This is a genomic window from Pseudomonas lyxosi (assembly GCF_047758685.1).
Classification (GTDB): Bacteria; Pseudomonadota; Gammaproteobacteria; order Pseudomonadales; family Pseudomonadaceae; genus Aquipseudomonas; species Aquipseudomonas lyxosi.
This window is the reverse complement of record NZ_CP180481.1, coordinates 1,378,367-1,395,382: the sequence shown is the minus strand read 5'-3', so window position 1 is coordinate 1,395,382 and position 17,016 is coordinate 1,378,367. Positions and strand designations below refer to the sequence as shown.

Genomic DNA, 17,016 nt, shown 5'->3' with positions numbered 1-17,016 from the left:
ATGAGCAAACAAATCTACGTTACCGACACAATCCTGCGCGACGCCCACCAATCGCTGCTCGCGACCCGCATGCGCACCGAAGACATGCTGCCGATCTGCGACAAGCTCGACAAAGTCGGCTACTGGTCGCTGGAAGTCTGGGGCGGGGCAACGTTCGACGCCTGCGTACGCTTCCTCAAAGAAGACCCGTGGGAGCGTCTGCGCCAACTGCGCGCGGCGCTGCCTAACACTCGCCTGCAAATGCTTCTGCGTGGCCAGAACCTGCTGGGCTACCGCCACTACAGCGACGACGTGGTCAAAGCCTTCGTCGCCAAGGCCGCGGTCAATGGCATCGATGTGTTCCGCATCTTCGACGCCATGAACGACGTGCGTAACCTGCGAGTCGCCATCGAAGCGGTGAAAGCCGCCGGCAAACACGCTCAAGGCACCATCGCTTACACCACCAGCCCGGTGCACACCATCGAGGCGTTCGTGGCGCAAGCCAAGCAAATGGAAGCCATGGGTTGCGACTCGGTGGCGATCAAGGACATGGCCGGCCTGCTGACTCCGTACGCCACCGGCGAATTGGTCAAGGCATTGAAATCCGAGCAATCGTTGCCAGTGTTCATTCACTCGCACGACACCGCCGGTTTGGCCGCGATGTGCCAACTCAAGGCCATCGAAAACGGTGCCGACCACATCGATACCGCAATCTCCAGCTTCGCCTGGGGCACCAGCCACCCGGGCACCGAGTCGATGGTTGCCGCCCTTAAAGGCAGCGAGTTCGACACCGGCCTGAACCTGGAACTGCTGCAAGAGATCGGTCTGTACTTCTACGCCGTGCGCAAAAAGTACCACCAGTTCGAAAGCGAGTTCACCGCCGTCGACACCCGCGTTCAAGTCAACCAGGTACCGGGCGGGATGATTTCCAACCTGGCCAACCAGTTGAAAGAGCAGGGCGCCCTGAACCGCATGAGCGAAGTGCTGGCCGAAATCCCGCGCGTTCGTGAAGACCTCGGCTTCCCGCCGCTGGTGACCCCGACCTCGCAGATCGTCGGCACCCAGGCGTTCTTCAACGTGCTGGCCGGCGAGCGCTACAAGACCATCACCAACGAAGTGAAGCTTTACCTGCAAGGTGGCTACGGCAAGGCGCCGGGCACCGTGAACGAAAAACTGCGTCGCCAGGCGATCGGCAGCGAAGAAGTGATCGACGTGCGTCCGGCCGACCTGCTCAAGCCGGAGATGACCAAACTGCGTGGCGAAATCGGCACGGTGGCCAAGTCTGAAGAAGACGTGCTGACCTACGCCATGTTCCCGGACATCGGTCGCAAGTTCCTCGAAGAACGCGCTGCCGGCACCCTGACTCCAGAAGTGCTGCTGCCGATTCCTGAAGCTGGCGGTGTGACCTCGGCCGGTGGTGAAGGCGTACCGACCGAGTTCGTCATCGACGTCCACGGCGAAACCTACCGCGTCGACATCACCGGTGTCGGCGTCAAGGCTGAAGGCAAGCGTCACTTTTACCTGTCTATCGACGGCATGCCGGAAGAAGTGGTGTTCGAGCCGCTCAACGAATTCGTCAGCGGCGGCAGCAGCAAGCGCAAGCAAGCCACTGCACCGGGCCACGTCAGCACCACCATGCCGGGCAACATCGTCGACGTGCTGGTCAAGGAAGGCGACACCGTGAAAGCCGGCCAGGCCGTGCTGATCACCGAAGCGATGAAGATGGAAACCGAAGTGCAGGCGGCCATCGCCGGCAAAGTCACCGCCATCCACGTGGCCAAGGGCGACCGGGTGAACCCGGGCGAAATCCTGATCGAGATCGAAGGCTGAGTTAACAGCCTCGATACACCGCTTTAAACCTCGGGGGGGCACGTGCCCCCCTTTTTTTTCGCCCCGGGTTTGTGGCTGTTAGAAACTCATTCGCCACTGACCCGTTACGCCATGGTTGCGGCTGTCTGTGCCGATCTCGCCAGTGAGGCCGACGCCCAGGGTGTGTTTTGCTGACAATCCAAGGTCCAGCCCTGCATCGAGCATCAGACTGTCCCGATCCAGCGGCGCACCGGAAACAGTGAAGTTTTTTCCGCCCGTCACCAATCGTTGGCGGGTATCGCTGTAGACGTCCCCGTAAGTGTGTTTCCAGCCGGCACTGAACCGTGGCGTCAGTTGCATGCCGTTATCCAGAGTGTTGAGCTTTGCCATCCGCAAGCCGAATGTGCTGTTCAAATTGTTCTGCGTTTGACCGTGTACCTTCAGCGCCGCTGCACCACCTTTTTCCGTGTAGGTGTCGCGCTGATAGCGTTGGTAGCCCAGGCTGGCAAACGGTTCGATGCTGACGTTCGCCTGGCCGAGGTTGTAACCCACTTCCGCAAAGGCTTGCTGGGTGTTGGCATCGTAACGGCCTTCGGGGCGGTCGCTGAAACCCTTGAAGGCAACCCGGCGTTTAGTGCTGCCGTCGTGGTTGCTATAGGTCGCACCCAGGCGCAGGGACATTGGTCCGTTTTGACGTAGGGCATAAGCTCCCAAATGCCAGCTGTCGAGATCGCCGTCGAGTCCGCGGCTGTCCAGGCGAGTTTCGGACTTCCCGCCCAAGACACCGATGCGCCATTCCTCATCGATGCCCCAATCTGCGCCCAATACCAGGCCTTGGGTGGAGTGTTTCAGAGCGTCGTAGTCGCGATCCAGCGTCCCACCGTGACCCAGCGCTTGCAGCCAGACTCGGCCATTGTCTTCGCTGCCGGCGGCCAGGCGTGGTGCATTGCGCCTGGTGGAATTGCTGTAGCTACTGGCGCTGTCCAGCTGACGCATGGCCGAGAGCATGGTCGCGCTCACCGGACTGTCACTGCTCAGGGTCGCCTTGGCGAGGTTCGCGTTCTGGCTGCCGTCCAACTGGTCGAAGGCAAGGGAGGCTGTTTCGGTGGTGGAGGCGAGCAGGGCGGTGACGGCGGCATTGGCGGTCACGGCGGTGACGGCGGCGTTGTCGGCGTTGGCGGTCGGGGCTTTTGGGGTGTCCACACTGCGGGCCAGGGCCTGCGCGCTGTCAGAGGTGGCAAACGTCTCGAGCGGCACGTCGTTGCGCGTATAGGTCAGGGCCACTTGAGTGTCACTGTAGGAAACCTTCGGCGTCATGAACGCCAGATTGTTGCTGACTCGCCCGAACTCACCTTCAATCTTTCCGGCATTCAGCACGGTGTGGACGGTGCTTTGGGCGTAGTTACCGGGGATACCAATAACATTCAAACTTGCGTTACCTAGTGTGGCCGTACCCGCGACCGAAAGCGCTGAAGCGTCTTCAGTGGCCGACACGATGTAGTAGATAGCTGCGTCTTGGGATAACTCCAAGTTGCTCCTGATGATGGGGGCGCTATCCTTTCTGACAAGCAGGCTGCCGTCCACGTACAAATTTCCAACGTCGCCCTTACCGCCAAAGACTGCACTTTGGTCGACGTAGGCATCACCCGTTATCGAGCCGTTGTTAAATAGAGTGGCTCCGGCCTTGACCTCGGCGATGCCGTTGAAATCATGGCTTAGTGTCCAAACGCCTCGGGCGACGCGTACACCTTCAAAGTTACTTGTTTCACCAATCTCACCGCCTTCGGTGGCGTTCAGCAGCAAGCCGTTTTTTCCTTCACCCCCGTCTATACGGCCGTCCCATCGGGTGCCATTGTTGATCACGAGTAGGTCGTCGGCCTCACCCAGCTGCAAGGAAACACCATCGATGTTTTCGAGGGGTTTTGAAAGGATTGTGTGCTGAGTGGTGTAGGCATTCTGGAATTCGTCAAAAGGGTTCTCTTCGGCTGCAACGACTACCTCTTCTGTCGCGGAGGGTTCGGGAAACACAAGGGCTTCATAGAAAGTATCGTCGAACTCGATTGCAGCGCTGACAGGTTTTGTCGCGACCTGCAGAGTTGTCTGATCTTTGCTCGGTGGGGCCGCTGGTCGGGCTGTAAGTTCAAGTGGGCCGATGGGCTCGATGTCTTCAAACTGATTGCCGGTGGGGGTAACAGGTGCGACGGTTTTTTTTCGGGTTTTGGTGGGCTTCGCGTTGGAGTTGTCCTGAGCTGTCAGTTGCTCGGCCAGGGAGGTTTCTGCACAACCGATTGCAATCGCAATGGCCAGGACAAGGTGTTGAGGTTTGTATTTGTGTTGAACGGGCATCGAGTACGGCCTCTTTTGACAGGAGGCCATACTCTAAGAGGCAGGCTATAGGTGCCGATGTCAGTTACTTCCGGCGGGCTTGAGGGGGTTGTCAGAAGGTTGTGTAGAAAATTGCCAGCCTCCTGAGGAAGGTTGTTTTTACCCGTTCGGACTGACGCTTTTTCTTACAACAAATCGAGACACGGTCGGCTATCGCAAACGCGGAAACTCATCTGCCTTTCGCTAACTACGGCTCAAATACGCCTTCCCATAATGCCGCTCCATCCGCGCCTGAATCAGCTCCAGCCCAATCGACATCACCCAATAAATCACCGCCGCCGTCGTCAGCATCTCGATGTAGCGATAGCTCGACCGCCCATACGATTGCGCCAAAAACATAACCTCCCAAACCCCCATCACCGAGATCAGCGACGAGTCTTTGAGCATCGAGATGAACTGGTTGGTGGTCGGCGGAATGATGGTGCGCATGGCCTGGGGCAGGGTGACGCGCCAGAAGATCACGGTTTCGCGCATGCCCAGGGCCAGGGATGCTTCGCGTTGGCCGTGAGGGACGCCGAGGATGCCGGCGCGGAAGATTTCGCTGAGGTACGCGCCGTAGTTCAGCGACAGGGCGATGATGCCGGCGGCGATGGCGCCCGGGACGATGCCGAGTTGTGGCAGGCCGAGGTAGATCAGCAGGATCTGGATCAGTAGCGGTGTGCCGCGAAAGAACGAGGCATAGAAGCTCGCGATTCCGAAGGCCACGGCGCTTTTCGACAGCCGCGCCAGAGCTGTGATGAAGCCCAGGAGCGAGGAGGTCACGATCGAGCACAGGCACAGAAACAGCGTCAGCGCCGCGCCCTGCAGGAAGCCGTTGGGCGCCAGTTGCAGGCCGATCAGGTTCGGCAGTTTGTCGAGGATGATCGAGAACTTCAGGTCGAAGCTCAGGAAGAAGCTGGCGAACAACCCGAGCATCGCTGCCCAGGTCAGGTACAGCCGCGTGCGGAAACCGAAGATCCGTTGCAACAGCGACTCAGCCACCGGTTGCGGCGGCTGGGGAGGTTTTGGGAAAGAAGTCATTTACTGATGTCGGCGCCGATCCATTTTTGCGACAGCTTGCTCAACGTACCGTCCTGTTTCAGCTGAGCGAAGACGTCACGCACTTTGGCGTCCCACTGGGCGTCGCCTTTTTCAATGGCCACCGAGTTCGGCTCCGAGTACAGCGGCTCGCCGGCGAGCTTGAAGCGTTTGTCTTCGGTCAGGCGCGGTTGGGCGGTGACAAGGTTGGTGAGGATCGCATCCAGCCGCACGCCAGCGCCCAGCCCCAGGTCCTGGAACGCCACGTTGTCAGTGTCATACGGTGCGATCTGCACATCTTCGAACGGGTACTGCAATTGCGTGTCTTCGGCGCCTTCGATCACCAGGTTCTTGTTCAGGTAGCTTTCGTAGCTGGAGGCGCTGGTGAGGCCGACTTTCTTGCCGCTCAGGTCTTTGGCGCTGTGGATGCTGTCGTCCTTGGCGTTGACCACGATCACCGCTGGCGAGGCGTAGTACTCGACCGGGAAGTCGAAGACCTCGGCGCGGGCCTTGCTCGGGGTCATGGAGCAGATGCAGATGTCGTAGCGCCCACTCCAGCGGCCGGCCGCGATCACGTCCCAGGACGGGGTTTCAAGGCGCAGTTTGACGCCCAGTTTGTCTGCCACGGCCTTGGCCACGTCGACGTCGAATCCATCGAGCTGGTTCTGATCATTGAGGAACGAGAAGGGTGGATAGCTCTCCATCAACACGCCGACCAGTTCTTTCTTTTTTTCGACGCGATCCAGCGTGGCGCCGCCAAAGGCTTGGGTGGAGGCAGCCAGAATCGTCAGGCCCAGGGCCAGGAGTGGTTGGAGTTTCACAGTCGATTCCTGATAAAAAAGAGGTTGTTATTAACCGGATGGTGCGTATTAAATAGTTATAAGAACGACTCTGATAGTGAGTTATTTTCATAAGCTTATGAGTGAAAAGCATATGGGCGCAGCAAGCACAGTAATTCTGGATGGCGGCATGGGTCGTGAGTTGCAGCGTCGAGGCGCGCCGTTCAGACAGCCCGAGTGGTCGGCGCTGGCCTTGAGCGAAGCGCCGCAAGCGGTAGAGGCGGTGCACTCGGCTTATATCGAAAGCGGTGCGAACGTGATCACCAGCAACAGTTACGCGGTGGTGCCGTTTCACATTGGCGAAGAGCGTTTTGCAGCAGAAGGGCAGGCGCTCGCGGCGTTGGCCGGTGAGCTGGCTCGGCGCGCGGTAGAGGCTTCGGGCAAAGCGGTGCGTGTGGCCGGCTCATTGCCGCCGCTGTTTGGGTCCTATCGTCCGGACCTTTTCGAGGCTGCTCGGGCGACTGAATTGTTGGCGCCGCTGGTGAAGGGTCTCGCGCCTCATGTCGATCTGTGGCTGGCGGAAACCCAGAGCTCGATCGTTGAAGCGCGAGCGATCCATGCCGGTCTGCCGAAGGACGGAAAACCGTTCTGGCTGTCGTTTACTTTGAAGGATGAGGACACGGACGAGGTGCCGCGCTTGCGTTCGGGTGAGCCGGTGGCTGAAGCCGCAGCAGTAGCGGCTGAGCTGGGCGTCGAGACGTTGCTGTTCAACTGCAGCCAGCCGGAAGTGATCGGTGCTGCGATTGATGCCGCGCGGGAAACCTTCGAGCGTTTGGGGGTGAAGATTCACATCGGCGCTTACGCCAATGCCTTCCCGCCGCAACCGAAAGAGGCCACGGCCAATGACGGTCTGGACCCGTTGCGTGAAGACCTTGATCCGCCGGGTTACTTGCAGTGGGCGGCTGATTGGCAGAAGCGCGGGGCCAGCCATTTGGGCGGGTGCTGCGGGATTGGGCCGGAACATATTGCGGTGCTTGCCCAGAAATTAGCGTGAAGCCAATCGCGAGCAAGCTCGCTCCCTCAGGGTTTCGGGTTGGCCACAAGATTGTGATCAGCCCTTATCCAATGTGGGAGCGAGCTTGCTCCGGGCGGCGTTCCGACGATGGCGTCCGTTCGGGCGCCGAAGATTACCCGCGGCACTCCGCCAGGGTTTTCACCTGCCCCGAATCTGTCTGGTTCTCATCGGATAGCCAGCGCTCAAACCCCGCCCCGATCGCCGGCCATTCCGAATCCAGAATCGAGTACCAGGCCGTGTCCCGGTTCTGACCCTTGACCACCATGTGCTGGCGAAACACGCCTTCAAAACTGAACCCCAGCCGTTCGGCCGCGTATTTGGAGCGGGCGTTGCCGTTGTTGCACTTCCACTCCAGACGGCGATAACCCAGCGCAAAGGATTCCTTGGCCAGCAAATAAACCGCCTCGGTGCTTTTCGGCGAACGCTGCATAGGCGCGCCAAACGTGACATGGCCGATCTCGATCCGACCTTGTGAAGGAACAATCGACATCAAACTGAGGATGCCCTGCACATCGCCGCTGGCACGGTCGATCACGCTAAAGAAATACGGGTCGCTATTGGCCGCATGATTGTTCAGCCAATCGTTGAACGCGCTGCGCTCCGGGAAAGGACCGTATGGCAAATAGTCCCAGAGTTTCGGGTCGGCACCCGGGCCTTGCAGGGCCTTCCACAAACCGTCGGCATGACGCGCCGGGTCAAGTTTCTCCAGGCGGATGAAGCGCCCTTCGAGGGTTTGAACCGACGGTGGCGGGACGCCTTTCCAGTCGGCGAGTGAAGTCGACATGCTGTTCTCCTTGAACCTTAAATGGCTTTGCGAAACTGGATGAAACCGGGGCGTTCGGCGATGCGCTCATAAAGCTGGATCGCGGTGGCGTTGGTTTCGTGGGTTAGCCAGTGGACCTTGCAGCAACCGTCCTTTTTGGCGGTGGCGTAGACGAACTCGATCAGCTGTCGGCCGACGCCAGTGCCGCGAGTTTGCGGCACTACCAGCAAGTCTTGCAGGTAGCAGGCGTTTTCGATGCTCCAGTTCGAACGATGGTAGATGAAGTGCACCATGCCCACCGCTTTGCCGTCAGCCCAGGCCAGCGCGGCATGGGTCGGCTCGCTCGGGTCGAGCAGGCGCTGCCAGGTGCTTTGGGTGACGGCCTCAGGCAGTTCGGTGTTGTAGAAGCGCAGGTACGCTTGCCACAAAGGCAACCAGGCGGCGTGGTCGTCGGCGGTGACCTGGCGGATGTCGATCTGACTCATGTTCGTTCCTTAACGCATCAAGTGGGCGAGGGCCTGGTCGTGCACATCAGGGCTGGCGGAAAGCCCCTCGCGCACACCGGCGATGTCTGCTGAGCTGCGGTTCTGGCTGAGCTTGCGCTTGCCTTCCAGGCGCTGGATCGGCAAGGCAAAACCGACGATGGCCTTGAGCATCCCATCAATGTAGTCGGCGGGGGCATCGGCGACTTTCCATGGGCTGGCGCGACCCGCTTCATGACGATCAGTCAGCGCGCTGACCAGATTGCGCAGGCGATCGGCGTCAGTGAACACTTCGGCCGTGCCATACGCGTGCACGGCGACGTAGTTCCAGGTCGGCACGACTTTGCCGTGCTCGGCTTTGCTCGGGTAAAACCCTGGGCTGACGTAAGCGTCGGCACCGGCAAAAATCACCAGGGCTTCGGCGCCGTTCTGCAATGCCTTCCATTGCGGATTGGCCTTGGCGAAGTGTCCATAAAGGGTGCCATTCGGGCCCTGGTCTGAACTCAACAGCAGCGGCAAATGGCTGGCTTGCAGACCTTGTTCCCCGTGTGTGACCAACACAGCGAGGCGGGTACCGAGTATCTGCTGGTGCAGTTCATGCAAATCATCTATGGCAAAGCTGCTTGGCGTGTACATGGAGATTTTCCTTGGCGAATGCCTGCATCCTAGGCAGGCTATTGGTCTGTTGTAAGAGCCATTAACGACCAATTTCATAGGTCCATTGTCATGACCAGCGAGCCACTGTCCTTGTCATTCAACCCGGCCGGTATCGAACTCGATCGCCGTCAGGGTTTGAGTCGTCAGCTCTATCAAGCCTTGCGGGTGCGAGTGCTTGACGGTCGGCTGGCCAGCGGTACGCGATTACCGGCCAGTCGCGATCTGGCGGCGGCGTTGTCGATTTCCCGAAACAGCGTGGTCCGGGCTTACGATCAGCTCTACGCCGAGGGCTTTATTGAAGGACGTGTGGGTGACGGGACGTATGTCGCGCAATTGCCTCAATCAGTGTTGCCGGTGAAAAAACTATCCACAAAAGTATCCACAGGGTTGTCAACAGGGTTACCCACAGCCTTATCCACAAATTGGCTCGATTTACCTGTGGTTTCATCCAGTAAAGTTATCCACAGCGGCGCGTTGGGGCGGGTTGAAAATAATCATTTGGCCCTGCCTCCCGCCGGCCCACCCCGCGCATTTCGCGTGGGAGTTCCGGCTTTCGACCTGTTCCCTTTCGAGGTCTGGGCCAAGCTGAATGCGGCTTTCTGGCGTAAACCGGATCTCCAGCAGTTGTGTTACGGCGATCCGGCGGGCGATGCGCGCTTGCGCGGCTTGGTTGCCGCGTATTTGCGCAGTTCCCGGGGGATGCAGTGCACGGCTGAGCAAATAGTGATCACCAGTGGCGCACAGCAGGGGATTAGCCTTTGTGCACAGCTGCTGGTAGAGCCGGGCGATAGCGTGGCAATCGAGAATCCGGGGTATCGGGCGGCGGGTCATGCGTTTGCCGTGGCTGGTGCGCGATTGCACGGGGTGGCGGTGGACAGCGAGGGCATCGACTGCAGCGAATTGAATGGGCTTAACGATTGTCGATTGGCCTATGTCACGCCGTCGCATCAGTACCCGACCGGGGTGGTGATGAGTCTGGCGCGGCGGCTGGAGTTGTTGGCCTGGGCCGAGCGAACCGAGGGGTGGATCGTCGAGGATGATTACGATGGCGAGTATCGTTACAGCGGCGCGCCGCTGGCACCGCTGGCTGCGCTTGATCGTCACGGGCGGGTGCTCTACGTCGGCACGTTCGGCAAAGTGGCTTTCCCGGCATTGCGCCTGGGCTATCTGGTGCTGCCACCGGCATTGGTAGACGCTTTCGCCCAGCGTCGCGCGGTCGATGTGCGGCATTCCGAGGTGAGCACCCAGGCCGTCATGGCCGAGTTCATGGCGGCCGGGCATTTCCAGCGGCATATCCGCCGCATGCGCCGCGCCGCGTTGAGTCGCCGCAATACACTTCTGGCCAATTGGCCCTCGGACATTCCCGGGGTTGGCAGCTTGCCGAGCGTGGCGGCAGGGCTGCACCTGACGGTGGCGGTCGATACTGAGGCCCGCGAACGCGAACTGATCGAAGCCGCCGCCAGCGTCGATGTCGAGATCAATGGCCTGAGCAGTTACTGGCTACCGGATTCGAGAAACACTGTGGATGAACGCGCCGGGTTGGTGCTGGGCTTTGCGGCGGTGCCCGAGGCGGCGATCATCGCAGCGCTCGGGCGGTTGCAAAAGGCCTGGCGTCCCTGAGGTCAAGGACAGGTTTCAGGTCCCGGACTTGATCTTGGTCCAGGCCCGGGTCCGTGCCCGTTCGGCATCGCGGGGCAGCGGTTGCAGGGTGTAAAGCGTGCTCATCGCCGTTTCGGTCGGGTACAGGTTCGGGTTGTTGCGGATCGCCGGGTCGACCATTTCGGTGGCGTCCTTGTTCGGGTTCGGGTAACCGACGAAGTCGCTGACCGGCGCGATCACCTGCGGCTGCAACAAGTAGTTGATAAAGGTGTAGGCGTCTTCCGGGTTCTTCGCGCCTTTGGGGATCGAGAGCATGTCGAACCAGATCGGCGCGCCTTCTTTCGGCAGGCGCATGTCGACGATCACGCCGTTCTTGGCTTCCTTGGCGCGGTTCGCTGCCTGGGAGAAGCTGCCGGAATAACCGACCGCGACGCAGATGTCACCATTGGCGATGTCGGCCATGTACTTCGAAGAATGGAAGTAGGTGACGTACGGACGGATCTTCATCAGCAGCGCTTCAGCCTTTTCGTAGTCCGCCGGCTTCTTGCTGTTGGGGTCCAGGCCGAGGTGTTGCAAGGCCAGTGGCAGGATCTCCGACGGCGAGTCGAGCAAGGCGACGCCGCACTGCTTGAGCTTGCTGATGTTCTCTTCCTTGAAGATCAGGTCCCAGCTGTCCACCGGTGCGTTGTCACCCAGTGCAGCCTTGATCTTGTCCGGGTTGAAGCCGATCAGGATGGTGCCGTACATGTACGGCACGGCAAATTTGTTGCCCGGATCGTTGGCTTCGATCAGCTTCATCAGTTTGGGATCGAGGTGGTTCCAGTTCGGCAATTTGCTGCGATCCAGTGGCTGGAACACACCGGCCTCGATCTGCTTGGCGAGGAACACGTTGGACGGCACCACCACGTCATAGCCCGAGTTGCCGGTCAGCAGCTTGGCTTCCAGTGCTTCGTTGGTGTCGAAGATGTCGTAGACCAGTTTGGTCTGGGTGTTCTGGGCCTTGAAGTCTTCCAGCGCTTTGGGGGTGATGTAGTCGAACCAGTTGTAGACGCGCAACGTTCGCTCTTCGGCGTGGACAGCACCACTGAGCACCGTGGTGCACAGCATTGTGGGAAAGAGCGCTGGCGCGATAAAACGCTTGAGACTGATCATTGTTCTAATTCCTCATTGGGCGCTTTCAAAACCTTCGAGAACGTTCACGGCATTGATGCCGATTTCTTCTACCGCGTAACCGCCTTCCATCACGAACAGCGTCGGCTTGCCGAGGCCTGCGATGCGCGCGCCCATGGCCAGGTAATCCGGGCTGTCGAGTTTGAACTGGGAGATCGGATCGTCCTTGAACGTATCAACGCCCAGGGAGACGACGACGATATCGGCGCCGTACTTTTCGATCTCTTTGCAGGCTTGTTCCAGCGCGGCGCTCCAACTGTCCCAGCCGCTGCCGGCGGGCAAAGGGTAGTTGAAGTTGAAGCCTTCACCGGCCCCTTCACCCCGCTCATCTTCATAGCCGAGGAAGAAGGGGAACTCCGCTTCCGGATGACCATGAATCGAGGTGAACAGCACGTCGCTGCGCTCGTAGAAAATCGATTGAGTGCCGTTGCCGTGGTGGTAGTCGACGTCGAGGATCGCGACCTTTTTATGGCCCTGGTCGAGGAAGGCTTGAGCGGCGATGGCGGCGTTGTTGAGGTAGCAATAACCGCCCATCAAATCGCTGGCGGCGTGGTGTCCCGGTGGACGGCACAAGGCGAAGGCACTGCGGGCGCCGTGTTGAATGACGGCTTGAGCGGTCAACGCGACTTGCGCCGCACTGTATGCCGCTTGCCAGGTACCGGCGGTAATTGGTGCACCGCCGTCGAAGCTGTAATAGCCGAGTTGGCCGTGCAGGCTGGTGGGGATGATCCGGCGCAGGGTGCGGGCGGGCCAGGTGTAGGGCAGCAAGTCGCCGTCGGTACCGAATTCGGTCCAGCGCGCCCAGGCACCTTTGAAGAAGTCGAGGTAGTCGCGGCTGTGGACGCGCGCGATGGGGTCGAGGCCAAAATCCTGTGGCACTTCGACGGGACCGAGGTCGCGGTACTGCACGCGCTGCAGAACATGGTCGGCTCGCGAAGGCATTTCGAAGCAGGGCATCAGTTGCCCGTCCATCAATTCACAACGGCCGTGGTGCAGGTGGTGATCGTCCGAGTAGATCGTCAGCATTTCTTGTTCTCCGCAGGCTGATTCGGTTGAACACAGTCTTGCGGCGCGCGGCGTTTGAGAGAACGGCAGGAAAGGCCAAAAGGGGATCAATATGGCCAAAAGAATTGACCGGAATTCGCCCCTCGCCACAGGGGCGGGTCAGGGCCGGAACTGACTTGGCGCCACTCCGCTCCAGCGCACAAACGCATGACGGAAACTCGCGGTCTCGCTGAAACCCAGCGCTTCTGCAATCCGATAGATAGGCAGTTCGTCCTCGCAGAGCATGCGTTTGGCCCGCTCGAACCTCAGTTCATCGAGCAACTCTTGATAGCTGCAGCCCAGGTCCTTCAGGTGCCGACGCAAGGTGCGCGCCGAGCAATTCATCTGTTCGGCCAAACCTTCCAGGCCGGGCGCTGCATTCAACTGCGCGCTGAGTAGCTGGCGGATTCGTCCCAGCCACACCTGGCGACCCGTGAACTCGGTGTTCTGTTTGCGGCACCGTTCGGCCATGGCTTGATGGGTGATGGCGTCGGCCAGAGGCAGGGGGTGATCCAGCCAGGCTTTGTCGAAGGCAAAGGCGTTGGACGCAGCGTCGAACTGCAAGGGGCAATCGAAACGTTCGGTGTAGCGTGCCTGATAGTCCGGTGCCGGGTATTCGAAGCGGGCGCCAAGCAGCGGCAACGGTAGACCGAGCAGGTCTTCGCAAGTGACCTTCATCGAAACCAGGCAAAACTCGACATTGAATGGCGCCAGCGCAGGGTTTTCCCGATAGTCGTCAGCGGTGAGCCAGATGCGCTCGTTATCTTCTTCCAGGCTCAACTCGAACAGTGTTCCTAATAGCGCCGGATAGTGCAGTGCCAGCCGCAAGGCGTCACCTAAAGTGGCGCTGGTGAGTAAGGCGTACCCGAGCATGCCGTAGGACGAAACGTGCATCCGCCGGCCCAGTTCCAGGCCGATGTCACGCTTGAGCGCGACGGCGTTGGCGCAGACCTGCATCTCCTGATTGGTGGTGATGCGCGTGTCCGCCCGGCTCAAGTCCGCCGGGCTGATGCCGCTGCCGGCCAGCAGCGCTTCGCTGGACAAGCCCTCGGCCTTGAAGGTATTGAGCACCAGGGAGACAGCGTTGAGGGTGGTGAGGTGGGAGTGGAGCATGGGGTGTTCCAGCCTTGGGATGCTGGAAGAAGAGCAAGTTGTGTGCCCAACAATGAACCTGTGGGAGCGAGCTTGCTCGTGATTGCGGCAGATCATCCTGCATTAATGTCGCCTGACCCACCGCTATCGCGAGCAAGCTCGCTCCCACAGGGTTTTGGGTGGTGTCAGCTGAGTTCGCCGCACAGGTCGAGCTCTACAAGACGACGCACTTCAGCGGTGTCCAGTCCGGCACCGAGCAATCCATGCAACTTGCCAAACGCGGCTTCGCGCGTCATGCCGCCACCCGAAAGCACGCCTGCACCGCGCAACCGACTGCCAGCCTCGTAAACATCCAGTTCGACGCCACCTTCATGGCATTGCGTAACCGCGACCACCACAACACCCTTGTCCCGCGCCCGTTCCAGGCTGGCGAGAAACTCCGGGTTGTCACTCGGTCCGGTGCCGCTGCCGTAGCACTCCAGCACCAGGCCCTGAATGCCACTGTTCAGCACACCATCAAGCTGCTCGGCGCCAATGCCGGGGAACAGCGGCAGCACAGCGACTTTCGCCAATTGCTTGATCTTGCGGTAATGCAACTCCACTGGCAGCGCTGGCGCCTTCACGCCGCCGCCCTGACGCTCCAGTCGCTTGAACGGATGACGACCGAAACTGCGTACCTTCGCGCAACGAGTCGGGTCCAGCAACTCGCCGTGGAAGTACAGATGAACGCCCGGTGCCAGGCCTTGGCCTAGCGCAACCAGTGCACCACTGAGGTTTTCCCAGGCATCGCTGTCGGTCACGCCGGCCGGCAGCATGGAGCCGGTGAACACTACACGGGCATGCAGGCCGAGCAATTGAAAACTCATGGCCGCAGCGCTGTAGGCGAGGGTGTCGGTGCCGTGCAGGATCAGCACGCTGTCGCAGCCCTGGACATCGACGGCGTCGACCACCGCTTCACGCAGTTGCTGCCAGTAATCGGGGGTCATATTGGCGCTGTCGATCAGCGGCGACATCTCGCGAAAGCGCCACTGCGGTACGACAAGGTCAGGTTGGCTGTGCAGATAGTCGCGCATCCGGGCTTCGAAACCGGACGCCGGGGCCAGGCCATGAGCGCTGGCTTGCATACCGATGGTGCCGCCGGTGTAAAGCACCATGACGTGCTGGGCGGCAGGGTAGGTCGAGGAATTCATGGGGGTTCTCCGAGAACGATGACAGCATGCGGTCGAGCATGACGCTGACCGCGCGCTGTGTCACGCCGGGCGCAGGGGATGCGCCCGGTTTTACCGATCAGCGTTGCGCTGCGGGTACGGCTTGCTGCTCAGCTTCAGCCTGGGTGGCGGCAGCTGGCGGATTGGCTGGCCAGGCTTTCAAGTCCAGGTCCAGGTCCGGGAATTTGCTCGAATCGAACACGGGCGTCTTGATGCCTGCCGCGCGCTGGTCATCGTAGTCACGCAGGATGCGCATGCCGACTTTGAACAGCAGGAACAGCGCGATCAGGTTCACGAACGCCAGCAGGGTCATGGTGATGTCGGCGAAGGCGAACACCGTGCCGAGGTTTTCGATAGCACCCCAGAAGATCAACACCAGGACCAGTGCGCGGTAGCCGATCAGCGCCTTGCGGTTTTCACCGATCAGGAAGCGCAGGTTGCTCTCGCCCAGGTAGTAGTTGTAGAGGATCGAGGTGAACACGAACAACGACAGGGCCACGGAGATGAAACTCCGGCCCCAGTCACCGACCACGGCGGCCAGGGAGTTCTGGGTCAGGGCAATGCCGTCGCCTTCGAAGCCCGGGGTGTAGAAGCCCGAGAGCAGGATCAGCAACGCGGTGCAGGTGCAGATCACGAAGGTGTCGAGGAACACGCTGAACGCCTGAACCACACCTTGTGCCACCGGGTGCTCGACCGACGCGACCGCAGCCACGTTTGGCGCACTGCCCAGGCCTGCTTCGTTGGCGAACACGCCGCGTTTAACGCCCATGACAATCGCGCTGCCGATCAGGCCGCCGAACGCTTGATCCAGACCGAAGGCGCTTTTGACGATGGTCATCAGCATCGCCGGTACGTGATCGAATTGCAGCACGATCACGTAGATGGTCACGCCGATGTACACCAGGGTTTTCACCGGCACCAGCAGGTCAGCGACCTTGGCAATGCGCTTGATACCACCGACGAACACCAGACCCAGCAACACCGCCAGGGCCAGGCCGGTCCAGGTGGTGTCGAGGCCGAAAGCATTGTTCAGCGAGTGGGTCACGGCGTGGGATTGCAGACCGTTGAAGGCGAAGCCGAAGGTGATCAGCAGCAGGAACGCCATGATCATGCCCAGCCAGCGTTTCTGCAGGCCGTGCTGGATGTAATAGGACGGGCCGCCACGGTACGTGCCGTCGGAGTCGCAGCGCTTGTAGAGCTGGCCGAGGGAGCATTCGAAGAAGCTGCTGGACATGCCGACCAGCGCGGTCACCCACATCCAGAACACCGCACCTGGACCACCCAGGGTTACGGCGATACCGACACCGGCGATGTTACCCGCACCGACGCGGCCGGCGAGGCTGAGCATCAAGGCCTGGAACGAACTGAGTTGACCGGCGCTGCTTTTCAGGCTGTCGCGGAACACCGAGAACATGTGGAAAAAGTGGCGCAATTGAACGAAACGCGAGCGGATCGTGAAGTAGCTACCGAGCCCGACAATGAGCACGATCAGTACTTTCCCTGAGAGGAAGTCGTTGATGACTTCGAGCATGGATTATTCCTCGCTATTTTTTGTGTAGGCAAATGCTTGGCGGTCAGAAACATCGCGTTACACCGGATTGCGCGTGGCAAAACAGGTGAGGCGAAGGTTCGTCCCGGTTTCATATTGCGGGTTTGTTATTAGTTCGGGTTTCGCATGGGTTTGGGCCTCGTTACCGACGACCGCTCACGCGAAGAGGGGCGGCACTATACCGATGAGCGTGCTGTCCGTCTGCACGATTGTGGTGCAAGCATCGAAACGAGGTGCTGCCAGGATCAAAAGATCGCAGCCTTCGGCAGCTCCTACAGGGTGTACATCAAATGCTGTAGGAGCTGCCGAAGGCTGCGATCTTTGCGGTGTCAGACATATTCGCTATCCGCAAAAGGGTTAAAAAAAAGGGCTCGGGGAATAAATCCCCAAGCCCTCAAAAGGTGAGAG

Annotated in this window: 14 protein-coding genes; 3 read left to right on the top strand and 11 right to left on the bottom strand. The window is 60.1% G+C overall.

All coding sequences use genetic code 11. The annotated features are described in order from the left end of the window. Complete coding sequence (gene oadA / locus ACMXYI_RS06645; RefSeq protein WP_415772349.1) at positions 1–1,809, top strand: sodium-extruding oxaloacetate decarboxylase subunit alpha; 1,809 nt, start codon at positions 1–3, stop codon at positions 1,807–1,809. Positions 1,810–1,887: 78 nt separating this feature from the next. On the opposite strand, the gene ACMXYI_RS06640 is transcribed toward oadA, so the two are convergent. The 3 genes from ACMXYI_RS06640 to ACMXYI_RS06630 form a co-directional block, all read right to left on the bottom strand. Next, positions 1,888–4,134: an autotransporter outer membrane beta-barrel domain-containing protein gene (locus tag ACMXYI_RS06640; protein WP_415773871.1), complete on the bottom strand. Its 2,247-nt coding sequence runs from the start codon at positions 4,132–4,134 to the stop codon at positions 1,888–1,890. Positions 4,135–4,356: 222 nt separating this feature from the next. Continuing rightward, a complete protein-coding gene (locus ACMXYI_RS06635) occupies positions 4,357–5,193 on the bottom strand; it encodes an amino acid ABC transporter permease (RefSeq protein ID WP_415772347.1) in 837 nt (278 codons plus the stop codon). Further along, complete coding sequence (locus tag ACMXYI_RS06630; protein WP_415772346.1) at positions 5,190–6,011, bottom strand: ABC transporter substrate-binding protein; 822 nt, start codon at positions 6,009–6,011, stop codon at positions 5,190–5,192. The genes ACMXYI_RS06635 and ACMXYI_RS06630 overlap by 4 nt, the downstream gene beginning before the upstream one ends. Before the next feature lie 112 nt (positions 6,012–6,123). Between ACMXYI_RS06630 and ACMXYI_RS06625 the strand changes: the two genes are divergently transcribed. After that, positions 6,124–7,023, top strand: coding sequence for a homocysteine S-methyltransferase family protein (locus tag ACMXYI_RS06625; protein ID WP_415772344.1), 900 nt, complete (start codon positions 6,124–6,126; stop codon positions 7,021–7,023). A 133-nt stretch (positions 7,024–7,156) separates the two neighbouring features. Here ACMXYI_RS06625 and ACMXYI_RS06620 read toward each other — a convergent pair whose 3' ends face one another. Genes ACMXYI_RS06620 through ACMXYI_RS06610 form a run of 3 tightly spaced genes read right to left on the bottom strand, consistent with a single transcriptional unit; the run spans position 7,157 to position 8,925 of the window. After that, entirely contained in the window at positions 7,157–7,828 is a 672-nt protein-coding gene (locus ACMXYI_RS06620) for a GNAT family N-acetyltransferase (RefSeq protein ID WP_415772342.1), read from the bottom strand. 17 nt (positions 7,829–7,845) lie between these two features. Beyond that, entirely contained in the window at positions 7,846–8,292 is a 447-nt protein-coding gene (locus ACMXYI_RS06615; RefSeq protein WP_415772340.1) for a GNAT family N-acetyltransferase, read from the bottom strand. A 9-nt stretch (positions 8,293–8,301) separates the two neighbouring features. Beyond that, the gene (locus ACMXYI_RS06610) at positions 8,302–8,925 is read right to left on the bottom strand and encodes an FMN-binding negative transcriptional regulator (RefSeq protein WP_415772338.1); all 624 of its coding nucleotides are present in this window, start codon (positions 8,923–8,925) and stop codon (positions 8,302–8,304) included. A gap of 90 nt (positions 8,926–9,015) precedes the next feature. Here ACMXYI_RS06610 and ACMXYI_RS06605 point away from each other — a divergent pair, with 90 nt between their 5' ends. Next, complete coding sequence (locus tag ACMXYI_RS06605; RefSeq protein WP_415772337.1) at positions 9,016–10,566, top strand: PLP-dependent aminotransferase family protein; 1,551 nt, start codon at positions 9,016–9,018, stop codon at positions 10,564–10,566. A gap of 15 nt (positions 10,567–10,581) precedes the next feature. On the opposite strand, the gene ACMXYI_RS06600 is transcribed toward ACMXYI_RS06605, so the two are convergent. The 5 genes from ACMXYI_RS06600 to ACMXYI_RS06580 all read right to left on the bottom strand — a co-directional run bounded on the left by ACMXYI_RS06600 (position 10,582) and on the right by ACMXYI_RS06580 (position 16,590). Beyond that, positions 10,582–11,697, bottom strand: coding sequence for a polyamine ABC transporter substrate-binding protein (locus tag ACMXYI_RS06600; protein ID WP_415772336.1), 1,116 nt, complete (start codon positions 11,695–11,697; stop codon positions 10,582–10,584). 12 nt (positions 11,698–11,709) lie between these two features. Then, entirely contained in the window at positions 11,710–12,741 is a 1,032-nt protein-coding gene (locus tag ACMXYI_RS06595; RefSeq protein ID WP_415772335.1) for a histone deacetylase family protein, read from the bottom strand. Positions 12,742–12,879: 138 nt separating this feature from the next. Then, the gene (locus tag ACMXYI_RS06590; protein WP_415772333.1) at positions 12,880–13,872 is read right to left on the bottom strand and encodes an AraC family transcriptional regulator; all 993 of its coding nucleotides are present in this window, start codon (positions 13,870–13,872) and stop codon (positions 12,880–12,882) included. 164 nt (positions 13,873–14,036) lie between these two features. Beyond that, positions 14,037–15,041: an asparaginase gene (locus tag ACMXYI_RS06585; protein ID WP_415772331.1), complete on the bottom strand. Its 1,005-nt coding sequence runs from the start codon at positions 15,039–15,041 to the stop codon at positions 14,037–14,039. Positions 15,042–15,138: 97 nt separating this feature from the next. Next, complete coding sequence (locus tag ACMXYI_RS06580) at positions 15,139–16,590, bottom strand: alanine/glycine:cation symporter family protein (RefSeq protein ID WP_415772329.1); 1,452 nt, start codon at positions 16,588–16,590, stop codon at positions 15,139–15,141. Positions 16,591–17,016 lie beyond the last annotated feature (426 nt).

Coding starts and splice junctions, on each gene's coding strand:
- oadA (WP_415772349.1), top strand. CDS start 1: ATGAGCAAACAAATCTACGTTACCGACACAATCCTGCGCGACGCCCAC.
- ACMXYI_RS06640 (WP_415773871.1), bottom strand. CDS start 4,134: ATGCCCGTTCAACACAAATACAAACCTCAACACCTTGTCCTGGCCATT.
- ACMXYI_RS06635 (WP_415772347.1), bottom strand. CDS start 5,193: ATGACTTCTTTCCCAAAACCTCCCCAGCCGCCGCAACCGGTGGCTGAG.
- ACMXYI_RS06625 (WP_415772344.1), top strand. CDS start 6,124: ATGGGCGCAGCAAGCACAGTAATTCTGGATGGCGGCATGGGTCGTGAG.
- ACMXYI_RS06620 (WP_415772342.1), bottom strand. CDS start 7,828: ATGTCGACTTCACTCGCCGACTGGAAAGGCGTCCCGCCACCGTCGGTT.
- ACMXYI_RS06615 (WP_415772340.1), bottom strand. CDS start 8,292: ATGAGTCAGATCGACATCCGCCAGGTCACCGCCGACGACCACGCCGCC.
- ACMXYI_RS06610 (WP_415772338.1), bottom strand. CDS start 8,925: ATGTACACGCCAAGCAGCTTTGCCATAGATGATTTGCATGAACTGCAC.
- ACMXYI_RS06605 (WP_415772337.1), top strand. CDS start 9,016: ATGACCAGCGAGCCACTGTCCTTGTCATTCAACCCGGCCGGTATCGAA.
- ACMXYI_RS06600 (WP_415772336.1), bottom strand. CDS start 11,697: ATGATCAGTCTCAAGCGTTTTATCGCGCCAGCGCTCTTTCCCACAATG.
- ACMXYI_RS06595 (WP_415772335.1), bottom strand. CDS start 12,741: ATGCTGACGATCTACTCGGACGATCACCACCTGCACCACGGCCGTTGT.
- ACMXYI_RS06590 (WP_415772333.1), bottom strand. CDS start 13,872: ATGCTCCACTCCCACCTCACCACCCTCAACGCTGTCTCCCTGGTGCTC.
- ACMXYI_RS06585 (WP_415772331.1), bottom strand. CDS start 15,041: ATGAATTCCTCGACCTACCCTGCCGCCCAGCACGTCATGGTGCTTTAC.
- ACMXYI_RS06580 (WP_415772329.1), bottom strand. CDS start 16,590: ATGCTCGAAGTCATCAACGACTTCCTCTCAGGGAAAGTACTGATCGTG.